This is a genomic window from Paenibacillus sp. 3LSP, from assembly GCF_032465655.1.
In the GTDB taxonomy this organism is placed as follows: Bacteria; Bacillota; Bacilli; order Paenibacillales; family Paenibacillaceae; genus Fontibacillus; species Fontibacillus barengoltzii.
Genome location: NZ_JAWDJI010000044.1, coordinates 1 through 12,001, shown reverse-complemented (window position 1 = coordinate 12,001; position 12,001 = coordinate 1). Strand labels below are relative to the sequence as shown.

Annotated in this window: 11 protein-coding genes and 2 tRNA genes; 9 read left to right on the top strand and 4 right to left on the bottom strand. The window is 54.3% G+C overall.

The window, feature by feature from the left end; genetic code table 11:
• Positions 1-136 precede the first annotated feature (136 nt).
• Positions 137-1,492, bottom strand: coding sequence for a dipeptidase (locus RW092_RS02325; protein ID WP_016311074.1), 1,356 nt, complete (start codon positions 1,490-1,492; stop codon positions 137-139).
• A 247-nt stretch (positions 1,493-1,739) separates the two neighbouring features.
• Here RW092_RS02325 and RW092_RS02320 point away from each other — a divergent pair, with 247 nt between their 5' ends.
• The 3 genes from RW092_RS02320 (at position 1,740) to RW092_RS02310 (ending at position 4,684) form a co-directional block, all read left to right on the top strand.
• On the top strand, positions 1,740-2,753 hold the full coding sequence (locus tag RW092_RS02320) for a peptidylprolyl isomerase (RefSeq protein WP_316009407.1): 1,014 nt from the start codon (positions 1,740-1,742) through the stop codon (positions 2,751-2,753).
• A 186-nt stretch (positions 2,754-2,939) separates the two neighbouring features.
• The gene (locus RW092_RS02315; protein WP_016311076.1) at positions 2,940-3,674 is read left to right on the top strand and encodes a class I SAM-dependent methyltransferase; all 735 of its coding nucleotides are present in this window, start codon (positions 2,940-2,942) and stop codon (positions 3,672-3,674) included.
• A complete protein-coding gene (locus RW092_RS02310) occupies positions 3,671-4,684 on the top strand; it encodes an MBL fold metallo-hydrolase (RefSeq protein ID WP_316009406.1) in 1,014 nt (337 codons plus the stop codon). The genes RW092_RS02315 and RW092_RS02310 overlap by 4 nt, the downstream gene beginning before the upstream one ends.
• A 34-nt stretch (positions 4,685-4,718) precedes the next feature.
• Here RW092_RS02310 and RW092_RS02305 read toward each other — a convergent pair whose 3' ends face one another.
• The gene (locus RW092_RS02305) at positions 4,719-5,285 is read right to left on the bottom strand and encodes a phosphatidylglycerophosphatase A family protein (RefSeq protein WP_016311078.1); all 567 of its coding nucleotides are present in this window, start codon (positions 5,283-5,285) and stop codon (positions 4,719-4,721) included.
• A gap of 153 nt (positions 5,286-5,438) precedes the next feature.
• Here RW092_RS02305 and RW092_RS02300 point away from each other — a divergent pair, with 153 nt between their 5' ends.
• From RW092_RS02300 to RW092_RS02290, 3 genes are all read left to right on the top strand, one after another.
• Complete coding sequence (locus RW092_RS02300; protein WP_016311079.1) at positions 5,439-6,497, top strand: GerMN domain-containing protein; 1,059 nt, start codon at positions 5,439-5,441, stop codon at positions 6,495-6,497.
• Between the two features lie 154 nt (positions 6,498-6,651).
• Positions 6,652-7,410 (top strand): ribonuclease PH, encoded by a 759-nt coding sequence (gene rph, locus RW092_RS02295; RefSeq protein WP_016311080.1) that lies wholly within the window; start codon positions 6,652-6,654, stop codon positions 7,408-7,410.
• 2 nt (positions 7,411-7,412) lie between these two features.
• Positions 7,413-8,048 carry an XTP/dITP diphosphatase gene (locus RW092_RS02290; RefSeq protein ID WP_316009405.1) on the top strand — a complete coding sequence of 212 codons (636 nt, stop codon included), beginning with the start codon at positions 7,413-7,415 and terminating at the stop codon, positions 8,046-8,048.
• A 361-nt stretch (positions 8,049-8,409) separates the two neighbouring features.
• Here the strand turns inward: RW092_RS02290 and asnB are convergent, their stop codons facing one another.
• Positions 8,410-10,254 carry an asparagine synthase (glutamine-hydrolyzing) gene (gene asnB / locus RW092_RS02285; protein ID WP_316009404.1) on the bottom strand — a complete coding sequence of 615 codons (1,845 nt, stop codon included), beginning with the start codon at positions 10,252-10,254 and terminating at the stop codon, positions 8,410-8,412.
• Positions 10,255-10,424: 170 nt separating this feature from the next.
• On the opposite strand from asnB, the gene RW092_RS02280 reads away from it, so the two are divergent.
• The 3 genes from RW092_RS02280 (at position 10,425) to RW092_RS02270 (ending at position 11,291) form a co-directional block, all read left to right on the top strand.
• Positions 10,425-10,739: a hypothetical protein gene (locus RW092_RS02280; RefSeq protein ID WP_316009403.1), complete on the top strand. Its 315-nt coding sequence runs from the start codon at positions 10,425-10,427 to the stop codon at positions 10,737-10,739.
• 36 nt (positions 10,740-10,775) lie between these two features.
• The gene (locus tag RW092_RS02275; protein ID WP_316009402.1) at positions 10,776-11,126 is read left to right on the top strand and encodes a hypothetical protein; all 351 of its coding nucleotides are present in this window, start codon (positions 10,776-10,778) and stop codon (positions 11,124-11,126) included.
• A gap of 91 nt (positions 11,127-11,217) precedes the next feature.
• A tRNA-Arg gene (locus tag RW092_RS02270) sits at positions 11,218-11,291 on the top strand.
• Between the two features lie 529 nt (positions 11,292-11,820).
• Here the strand turns inward: RW092_RS02270 and RW092_RS02265 are convergent.
• A tRNA-Gly gene (locus tag RW092_RS02265) sits at positions 11,821-11,894 on the bottom strand.
• Between the last annotated feature and the right edge of the window lie 107 nt (positions 11,895-12,001).

The window sequence follows — 12,001 nt, the reverse complement described above, 5'->3', positions numbered from 1 at the left end:
TGTATGAACTCAGTTGAACGAACTTAAAAGGACGCCGCCAGGCGTTTTTCTTATGCGCATTTTTCACCAATATAAAGAACCTCCAAGCATCCTATTCACATCAGATGCCGGAGGTTATTGGCTAAATGAACGTTGCTTACAGCGATTTCAAATAATGAACGATCGTGAGCAACCCTTTGTCGAAGTTCTCCAGGTTAAAATGTTCGTTCGGCGCATGCAGGTTTTCATCCGGCAGCCCAAAGCCCATCATGACGGCTGGAGCCGACAGGACGCGGGAGAGGGTCTCCACGATCGGAATCGAACCGCCGTCCTTCGTAAACAGCGCCCGAGTGCCGTAAATGGCTTCGTAGGCATCGGCCGCTTTTTGCAGCATCGGATCTTCCGGATTGCAGGTGAACGCCCGCGCCTTCTCGGTCGCTTTGACCTTCAAGGTTGCTCCCGGTTGCAGATGTTTGTGCAGATGCCGTTCGATGCGGTCAATCGTGGCTTGCGGATCCTGGTCGCCAACGAGGCGGCAGGTGATTTTGGCGTGGGCTTCCTTCGGAAGTACCGTTTTGGTTCCTTCCCCTTGGAATCCGCCGTACACCCCGTTGAGTTCCAGCGTTGGCCGGGCGCCGGTCCGCTCAACGAAGGAGTACCCCGCTTCGCCAAACAGCTCCTCCAGTCCAAGGTCCTGCTTGAGCTTCTCTTCATCAAACTGTTGCTTGGCGAACTCTTCGCGTTCCAGTGCAGACAGCTCGTGTACGCCTTCATAGAAGCCTTCGACCGTGACTCGGCCTTGCTCGTCATGCAGGGAAGCGAGCAACGATACCATCGCATGCAACGCGTTAGGGACGCCGCCGCCATAGGTGCCGGAGTGCAAATCCGTGTTGGCGGTATACACCGAGACTTCCATCGCACACAAGCCGCGCAGGCCGATGCAGATCGCCGGTTTGCCCGGTGCCATCAGCGCGGTGTCGGAGATCAGGATCACGTCAGCGGCCAGCTTGTCCTGGTTCGCTTCCAAGAAGGCGGGCAGGTTCGGGCTGGTTACTTCCTCTTCCCCTTCGATGCAGAACTTAATGTTAACGGGAAGTTCTTTTTCCTGCTTCAAAATCGCCTCTACGGCCTTGATATGCATAAACACTTGGCCTTTATCATCTGTCGCTCCGCGGGCATACAGCTTGCCGTTCCGAATGGATGGCTCAAACGGCGGCGTCTCCCACAGATTCAGCGGGTCTACCGGTTGAACGTCATAATGCCCGTATACCAGAACGGTTGGCTTCCCAGGCGCATGCAGATGCTCGGCATAAACGATCGGATGCCCTGCGGTAGGATGAATCTCTACCGATTCCATCCCGGCGCGGCGCAGCGCTTCGGCGATCCATTCGGCGGCCTTCTGTACATCACCTTTGTGTTCGGACAAAGCCGAGATGCTGGGAATCCGAAGCAATTCGCCGAGTTCCTTCAAGTGTTGTTCGCGGTTCGTATTAAAGTAAGCTTGATAATCCATCGTCAAATGTTCCTCCCGAACTAGAACTAGGTTTACCCGTATATTCTACACCTTTTTTGCCAAGAAAACGAATGATTGGGTAATGTCAGTCACCGCGCGGGCTTTTCGTTTCCTTAAATGCAACTTAAAAGAGATGTGCTTTTTTTCAGGAATATTTAAGGTAAATTCGATGGATATCTGGTAAAGTCAAGAAAGCACGACTGAATTGAATCTTGAACGCTTCAGAAGAAGGGAGTCGCAAAGACGTATGGACGAAAAAGAAAGAAATGAGCAGGGAGCAAATGATGGGTATGATACGCCGGTCATGGTTCCCATGAACGGGGAGACCGAGACTGCACCGGGACAAGCCCCACAAGCCCCGAAATCCAGCAATAAAGTATGGCAGATCGTTTCGTTGGTCCTGGCCGTTTTGCTGGTTGTGGTGTTGATCAAACCGCCGTTTGCAACGAATAAGGCTGAGGCCGTCGCGACGGTGAACGGTGTGGAAATTACGAAGGACCGGCTTTATGAAGAACTGGCTGCCAATGGCGGAGAGCAGGCGCTGACGAACCTCATCAATCAAGAGCTTGTGAACCAGGAGGCGGCTAAGAAAAATATCACGATCACGGATGCCGATGTCGACGCCGAAATCGAAACCTACAAAACCCAGTTCGGTTCGGAAGAAGCGCTGAATCAAGCTTTGGAGCAATACGGAATGACCATGGACGATTTGCGCAAGCAGGTCGTGATGGAGCTGAAGCTGACGAAGCTGCTGGAACCGCAGATCAATGTCACCGATGATCAGGTGAAGGAAACGTTCGAAACCTATAAGGATTCCTTTAATATACCGGAACAGGTGCGGGCTTCCGTGATTTTGGTCGCAACCGAAGAGGAAGCGAAGGACATCGTGAAGCAGTTGAAGGAAGGCGCCGATTTTGCAGAGCTGGCGAAGAGCAAATCGCTGGATACGGCGACGAAGGATCAAGGCGGGGACACCGATTTCTTCGCCCGCGGCGAGAGAGAAGAAGCGGTGGAAGAGGCCGCTTTCAAGCTGGGCAAAGGCGAAATTAGCGACCCCGTTAAGACCAGCGAAGGATATCAAGTCATCAAAGTCACCGATAAGAAGGAAGCCCATACAGCAACGCTGGATGAGAAGAAGGACGAGATCCGCAAGACCCTGATCTCCCAACAGGTATCCAGCATGTCGGGAGCTTGGCTGGAGGATGTTCGCAGCAAAGCCCAAATCACCAATACGTTAACGGATGCAGCCGCAGCCGAGTAATTCGGTTGCAGAACGCAGCCCTTCAAACCGTCGGAGCAGAGCTTCGGCGGTTTTTGGCATGTCGGTTTCCGAATACTGTACAGCAAGATCGCTTTGTGTTTCTGGAAATCTGACAGTACAATGAGGATACACGGATGCATTAAAGTACATCTCTAAATGGGACGGAATGCATGGAGGCAGGGGCACATGGCGGAATGGTATGAGCTAAGTTTCGGGGAAGATTATTTGCTGGTGTATAAGCACCGCGACGCGCAAGGTGCGAAACACGAAGTTCATCGGATGATCCGTTGGCTTCATCTTCCTCCCGGCGCAAAGGTGTTGGATTTATGCTGCGGCATGGGCCGCCATTCACTGGCGCTGGCCGAAGCAGGGTACCAGGTGACCGGCGTGGATTTGTCAGAGGTATTGCTGCGCGAGGCGAGACGCCTCGACCCCGAAGGTCGGATCATCTGGCACCGAGCGGATATGCGCGAGTTGCCGTTTCAAAGCGGGGAGTTTGCGGCGGTGGTGAACTTATTCACTTCATTTGGATATTTTAAAGAGGACGAGGAGCAGATCAAAGTGCTGCGCGAAGCGTCTCGCGTTCTGAAGTCAGGCGGCCGCTTCCTTCTCGATTTTCTGAATCCTGCGTATGTTGCCGCTCATCTTGTTCCGTATTCGGAACGGGAGGACGCGGGGCAGCAGATTGTGGAACGACGTCGGATTGAAGATGGGTATGTCATCAAGGATATTGAAATTACCGCACCTGGCGGAGAGCCAAGGCATTATATGGAACGAATTAAACTGTACGAGTTGGATGATTTTCGGCAGATGCTGAAGGAGGCCGGTTTAACCTTGCAGAACGTTCATGGGGATTATGACGAAGAACTTTACGATCCAAACACGTCTCGGCGCATGATTTTGGTGGGGGTGCGGGCATGACATTACTACCGGAAATCCAGCTCTGGGACCGGGAGCTCGTGGCTCGGGTTCCGATCTCGATGGCCCCTCCCCTTCGCCGGGTGAACAGCTATGTGCTGCAGGGGGATGAGGGGATTACCATCATCGATCCGGGACCGCGAACGGAGGAGACGATTGAGGAGTGGCGTGCAGCCTGGCAGGATCTCAGAATTTCACCGCGCGACGTGACGCAAATTGTCTTAACCCACCATCACCCCGATCATTATGGCTTGGCGGGATATATGCAGGAAATCACCGGAGCGACCGTCTTCATGTCTCCGCGGGCGTATGAAGAAACGCGGTTGATGTGGGGGCCGGAGAGCCGGATGCACGAAGCGCTGCCTGATTTGTATCGGCGGCATGGAATGCCCGAATCGTGGTACAGCCAGCTGCCGGGACACCTGAACGGCTTCTTTACCCAGGTGACTCCGGCTCCTGAAGTGACCTTCCTCCGGGAGGGGGAGTTGATCCAGATGGGGGGACGAGCCTGGTTGCCGATTGAAACGGCTGGACATGCTCCGGGGCACCTGTCGTTTTATAATGCCGAACACCAACTGATGTTCTGCGGGGATGCGGTGCTGCCGCAAATCTCGCCCAACGTCAGCTTTCTGCCCGGCAGTGATCCGCAGCCGCTGCAATCGTTCCTGGATTCGCTGGAGAAGCTGAGCGCTTACGAGGTTACAACCGCCTATCCGGGACACCGCCATCCGTTTGATTATTTTGCAGAGCGTGTGCGGCTGTTGCTTGAGCATCACGGTGAGCGCCTCCTGCGCATCGAACGTTTGCTGCAGGAGCGGCCGCAAACGGCCTTTGACGTTTGTACCGCCTTGTTTGGCACAGAGCTGAGCATTCACCAAATGCGCTTTGCGATGTCGGAGACGCTGGCGCATCTCGTGGAGCTGGTCCGGCAAGGGCGGGTGGAGGAGCAGAAGGCAGGATCAGGCGAAGACGAGATCATTCGATATATAAGCGCAAAGAAGGACGGCAGATAATTGCCGTCCTTCTTTGCGCGTGCGTTGATGGAGATTAGTGCTCGGAGTCAACGGATTCCTCACCGCGTTCTTTTTCCCGTTCGGCTTGTTTGCGATGGGCGATCCGGCTGCTGGCCGAGGCAGCAATGGCGCCGACAATGTCATCCAAGAACGTATTGCACGGCCCCAATGTCTTGTCGTTCAGCCGCTCCAAAATGCCCGGTTTCAGCTTATCGACATAACCGTAGTTGGTGAAGCCGATGCTTCCATACACGTTGACGATCGAGAAGGCCAGGATTTCGTCCACCCCGTACAACCCCTCGTCATTGGCAATCATGTCCTGCAGTTCAGGGATCAGCATCCCCTGCTCCGCCAAAATATCGAGCTGAATGCCGGTCAGTACCGCATTTTGCACTTCGCGTTTGGTCAGCACCTGCTCTACGTTATGTATGCACTCTTCCATCGTCAGGTTCGGGTAGTATTTTTGCTGCAAAAACATTACGAGTTCCGCGATTTGCTCCGTCGTTACGCCGCGCTTGTGCAGCCACTCCTTGGTGGCATCAGCGACCTTTTTGCTGTTCAGGCTGTAAGGCGCTTTGGCCTTTGGTTGTTCCATCCCCATACACTCTACTCCTCGTCATTAATAGTTGGATTGGCAAGATATGAAGAAGTTTGTCCAGATCCCGGAAAAATATAGTTATGTTTCGGGACAAGGCTCGTATATATAGTAATACAAACCTAGCCAAATGAAAAACTTAGGGAGGCACGAGCAAAAATGAAATGGAACCGCCGATTACGAAATACGGCTGCCGCCGGGGCAATTACGCTTCCGCTGCTGCTGTCGGGCTGCGGTATGTTTGGGGGAAGCTCCGCTCAAATCGATCCTCCGCCTACCGATATTGAAACGCAAATGTTGGAAGGTCTGGATGCCGCGGAGCAGACAAGCTTTGCCCAGGAGGAAGCACTCTCTACAGTTTACTTGGTGAACGAGCATGGCTTGCTGGCCCCGGTCGCCTTGCACTTGCCTGATGGCGAGGCTTCGCTGAAGCTGAACCGGATGCTGGAGATGCTGGTGAAGGACGGCAAGTATGCGAGCCTCCTCCCGGTTGGTTTTAGCGGCATTCTTCCGGCGGGCAGTGAAGTGAAGGCTGTAACTGTTAAAAAAGATGAGAAGCTGGCTGTCGTCGAGTTTAACCAAGCATTTACGGGCTATGAAGCCGCCGATGAGCGCAAAATTCTTGAAGCGTTGACCTGGACATTGACCGGAACGCCGGATGTGGAGAAGGTTCAGCTATGGGTGGACGGGCAGAAGTTAAACGAAATGCCGGTGAACGGTACGCCGCTGGATCGGCCGCTTAGCCGTAATTTTGGGATTAATCTCGAAATTAAAGCAGAATCCGGCTTATCCCAACTAAGCCCGGTCATTGTCTACTTCTCCGCAGCAACGCCAGAGGGGGTTCAATACTTCGTCCCGGTGACGCGATTTGTCCCGGCCGACGGCGATCGCGTGAAATCCGCGCTCGGCGAGCTGCTCAAAGGGCCGCAACAAGGAGACGGCCTGGAGCGGGTCGTGACCGATAACACGAAGCTGGAAAGCGTCGAGGTCTCGAAGGACGGCATTGTGACCGTTGCGCTGAAGGACGATATGTTTGAAGCTGGGGAGAAGCTGCCAGCACAAATGCTGCAATCCCTGGTGCTGACGGTGACGGAGAACCGGGACGACAGCAAGGTGCGCATTTGGCTCAACGGTCAGAAGGAAGTTGTTGGCCTGGATAACCAGACCTACAGCGAACCGGTGATACGGCCGGAAACGATTAACGAAATCCCGCTGTAACTATGTTGTCCGCGGCACGCCCTACGATGCAAACCGGACCCTGCGAGGTGCAGGGTTCTTTTTTTGGGCCGAATGGAAAGGTGCTTTTATGCCCACACTTTGGTAGAATAGGGAAAGCATATTGACAGCAAGAACACGTAGGAGGCAGTAAAAGATGAGAAGCAACGGACGCCAGGCGGACGAGCGCCGGCCGATGAATTTAACCGTCAATGTTAATAAATACGCAGAGGGGTCTGTCTACATCGAGGTGGGCGATACAAAGGTGATGTGTACCGCTACGGTCGAAGAGAAGGTCCCGATGTTTATGAAAGGGCAGGGCAAAGGCTGGGTAACGGCGGAGTATTCGATGCTCCCTCGCGCAACTCAAACGCGGAACCAGCGGGAATCAGCCCGAGGGAAGCTGAGCGGCCGCACGATGGAAATCCAGCGGCTCATCGCCCGTGCACTGCGTTCGGTCGTCGATCTGCAGGCGCTTGGTGAACGATCTATCACGATCGATTGCGACGTCTTGCAGGCCGATGGCGGAACGCGGACGACGTCAATTACCGGGGCGTTCGTGGCGCTGGCGTTAGCGATGCACAAGATTGCTCAGAAGCACGCGCTGCCGAAGTTTCCGATCACCGACTTTCTCGCATCCGTCAGCGTAGGGATCGTTGGGGAGAACACGCTGCTGGATCTCAACTATGAGGAGGATTCCAAAGCGAAGGTCGACATGAACGTGGTGATGACTGGCAACGGCCAATTCGTTGAGGTGCAAGGCACCGGGGAAGAGAACCCCTTCTCCCGAGCGGAATTGGATCAAATGCTGGCGCTCGCCGAGAAGGGAATTCGGGAGATGATCGAGCAGCAGCGTGAGGCGTTGGGGCCGATTGCGCTGCTGATCGGAAGCGGGCAGTCCGGAACGGTGGTGTAAGCATGATCGAAGGAACGGAGATTATCGTGGCGACCCGGAATGCCGGGAAGGTGCGGGAATTTGCTCATGCCTTGGAGCCGCTGGGCAAAGAGGTTCGGAGCTTGGCTGACTACCCGGATGCGCCGGAAGTTGTGGAAGACGGGGCAACCTTCGCCGAAAATGCCCGCAAGAAGGCCAAAACGGTTGGCGACGCCCTGGGCCGTCCTGTCCTGGCCGACGATTCGGGCCTCTGCGTCGACCAGTTGGACGGTGCGCCGGGCGTGTATTCGGCCCGGTATGCCGGGGAAGGCGCCAGCGACGAGGATAACAACGAGAAGCTGCTCGCCGAGCTGGAGAAGCGGCGGCTGGGCGAGGATACGGAGCAGCCGCTGCTGAGCACGGCGCGTTTTGTCTGCCATCTGGCCTTGTACGACCCGGCCAAAGGGCAGTTTATCGAAGCCTCCGGCGAAGTGGAGGGCTGGATCACCTCCGAGCCGGCGGGCGGCGGCGGGTTCGGATATGACCCGCTGTTTTACCTGCCGGCGTACGAGAAGACCATGGCCGAGCTGACGCTGGAGGAGAAGCAGGCCATCAGCCACCGCGGTGCGGCGCTGTGGGCGTTGGCGGACAAGCTGAGCGGGACGGCTGCGGGGAAGTAGGCGAGGGCCGTGTGACCGTGCAGCACGTGAGGCCCGAGGAGGCCGTGCAGCCCGTGCGGCTTGGCTCATAGCCGCTTGCTTGCGGGAAATTAACGGTAAATCCTCCTGTTAATTTTCGACTTTTTGGCTCGTTGCACCAATTAACGGTAAAACCTACAGTTAATTTTGCCCTAAAGGCCGGAAACGGCCCAAATGCCCGAAATTAACGTCAGGAAATACCGTTAATGCCTGTTAAAGCACCCGAACCAGTAAAATTAACGGCAGGTTTTCCAGTTATTTTTTCGCAACCCACTATAAGCGACATCAAAAAAAGCAAGTCAGGGACCTGGGTAAGGTTCCCGGCTTGCTTCTTGCGCTTCAATTAACGAATTTTCACGTTGTAGGTGCTCAGCCAGAAGTTCACCTGCGACAGATACGCAAACAGCTGCGGCCCGCTCATCAGCTGGCCGAACCAAGGCAGGTTAGAGGACGATTCCTTGGACGCGGCGATGGCACGAATTTTGTCCGCATTAATGAGCGGCAAGATCGGCGAGGTCGGGTCGTCGAGAATCTTCAGCATTTGATCGCGGACAGCCGTCAGGTAGTTCGGATTATGCGTTTTGGGATACGGGCTTTTTTTGCGGTAGAGAACGTCTTCAGGCAGAATGCCTTCCAGCGCTTTGCGCAAAATCCCTTTCTCCCGGTTCCCGGTCGTTTTGATCTCCCATGGGATATTCCAGACGTACTGCACCAGACGGTGATCGCAATAAGGCACGCGGACCTCCAATCCTGCCGCCATACTCATGCGATCTTTGCGGTCCAGCAGCGTTGGCATGAACCGGGTGATGTTCAGGTACGACATGACGCGCATCCGAGCCCGCTCCCCTTTTTCCCCTTCCAGCTTCGGTGTCTCTGCGACCGCTTCGCTGTAACGATCGGCGATATACTGTTCCGGTTTGATCCACTCGCGGATTTCCGGTGACAACAGATCTGCGCGCAGCCCGGTTGCCACCGACCACGGAAACGTCCCCGAATTGAGGAGCTCCTCGCGGTGGAACCATGGATAACCGCCAAAGACTTCGTCTGCGGCTTCGCCGGAGATGGCGACGGTGGCTCCTTTTTTGATCTCCCGGCAAAAAAGCAACAATGAGGCGTCCACATCTGCCATGCCTGGCAAATCGCGGGCAATCGTCGAGTCGGGCAGCGCCGCAACCAGTTCAGGCGTATCGAACTTGATGGCGTGATGGGCGGTCTGCAGTTCCTCGACCATCCGCTGGATCCACGGACCGTCCGCACCAGGCTGATAGCTGTGGGCTTGGAAATGCTTGTCGTTGTCGACATAATCAATCGAATACGTGTTAACTTGACCTTGGCCGGTCCGCTTGTAATAATCGACGGCCAGTGCGGTTAATGCGCTGGAGTCCAGACCGCCGGACAGCAAGGTGCATACCGGCACGTCGGAAATGAGCTGACGATCCATCGTGTCCTGCAGCAGCTGGCGAATCGTTGCGGCCGTTTCCTCCACATTGTCCGTATGCGGCTCGGCTTCCAGCTTCCAGTAAGCGTATTTGCGCAGCCCATTGCGGTTGAAGATCATGACGTGGCCTGGACGCAGTTCTTTTAGATCCTTGTACACGCCATGGCCCGGCGTCCGCGCTGGACCGATGACAAAAATTTCGGCAAGACCTTCGGGCCCGACGACGGGCTCGACCTTCGGATGGCGTAAGATCGCTTTAGGCTCGGAACCAAAGATCAACGTACCGTCAATTTCACTGTAGAACAACGGTTTGACGCCAAGGCGATCCCGGGCAAAAAAGACATGCTCCCGAACGCTGTCCCAAATGGCGAACGCAAAAATCCCATTCAGCCGGTAGACGCAATCCGGTCCCCATTCGATATACGATTGCAGCAACACCTCCGTATCACAGTTGGTACGGAACGTTCGGCCTCTCCGCTGCAGTTCAGCTTTCAGCTCCAGTGCGTTATAAATTTCCCCATTATATACAATCGTGAATACCGCATCTTCCTCATGAATAATCATCGGCTGTGCCCCGTTCTCGGGGTCCATGACGCTGAGGCGACGATGTCCGAAGGCACACGGGCCGGAAATCCAAGTTCCCTGGGCATCCGGTCCCCGTTTTTCCAGACAGGACGTCATGGATAACACCAAGTCCGATTCTTTCGTCAGGTCCCGGTTCCATTCGATAAAGCCGGTTATTCCGCACATTTTTGCTATCTCCTCTCCGCATTGCTTTACAGTCCCCGCTTGCCGACCGGGTGAAAAGTATTAACAAATTATGCCGAACGAGGGCATAAAATGTCTGTCCATTATGGAAAACTATGGCGTGGAGGCAGTATATCGCGAGCTGGAGCAAGGCATAAGAAGGAGGGTTAATTATGGAAAAAAGGACTTATTACGTTTCGGTACAAGGGCGATCGCTACTTGAAGATCCCGGTGCTGCCGCGTACGAGTGGGAGATTCAAGCCACCCGGGAGGAGGCGGATCACCTGAGTCATATGCTCGAGCATTTGGGGGAGAAGGAGGAGAACGGATTTATGGCGTTTACCTATCCTTGGCCGGATACGCCGGAAGATGATGTCAATCGCAGCTACGAAAGCTATCTGAACGCGTTATATCGTGAAATTTACCGTTTAGGTACGGCAGAGACGCGGGCGCATATGGAACGCTCTGGTTTTGCCGCGCAGCTGTAGCTCGGTTTGAATGTTCACCAGAAAGGAGCGAAGTCTGTGACCTATTACATCAAGGATGCGGAATATCGGCGGATGGATGAGCACCAAGGGCGGCCTTGTGCTGTGATCCAGGTGTATCCTGGTGCGGTGGGAGACCCTGAGCTTTTTGTATATGTGGCACGTGCTGCGGACGGGAAAGGGTATGAAATTATCCGAATGATTCGCAGCGATGCCGACTTGGAGATCGACTGGTATGATAACCATCTGCATCAGGCGTTCTCCGAGGTGGCGGAGGAGCAGTTTGGCGATCAGGGCTGGCCGGAGCCGGAAGTTCAGCGGAAGGAGTTCCTGGAGAACCTGCTCGCGAAGGATTGGATCGTTGCTCAATTGGAGCAGTTGCCCCGCTGACAAATGAGATGCCAAATTTATGCTAAAAACGCTTTGAAAAACAAAAAGGATGCGCTATAATAATTAACGCATCCTTTTTTTATAACGATGTGTCCCAGTAGCTCAGCTGGATAGAGCAACGGCCTTCTAAGCCGTCGGTCGGGGGTTCGAATCCCTCCTGGGACGTGACGAAACACTCTCCAAAACGGAGAGTGTTTTTACGTTTCCGGGAGGGTGAGAACCCCAGGTGGGGTTCGTCGGAGCGGGACCGCCCGCACAAGCAGGGCGGACAAGCGGAGACTCGAGCGGCGCGAGAGTACCCTGACGGGGACGTGCTAAAAAAGCACCCATATGGGTGCTTTTTGTTATGTACCGGGTCGGGCGAGAAGCCCTATCACACTAACTGGATTTTCTACCGTTATTTTGGCCGTTTTTGAGCAAAACCGAAGAATTAGCGGTAATTCCTACTGTTATTTCAGTTCAAATCAGCCACTGAGCAAGAAATCTGCAAAATTAACGGTAGATTTTCCCGTTAGTACTTTGCCCATGAGAAAAAGCCAAAAATTAACGGTAAGATTTCCAGTTAATTCATTTCAATCTGGACTAGGGGAGGCACATATTAGCCACGGGACCCATACGGGACCCACCATATCTCCCCAATAAAATCAAAAAAACCCTTTGTTAATCAAAGGGCAAGAGATTGAAAAAAAGGTTATGGAGCGGGTGAAGGGAATCGAACCCTCGCCTCAAGCTTGGGAAGCTGGCGTTCTACCATTGAACTACACCCGCAAGAGCTAAGCAAGAAATATTATAACGCCAACACAAACAAGAATCAAGCCCCCGCGATCACTCAGTTAAAATGTTACTAAAGAGGCATCGGTTCACTCACATCGAAA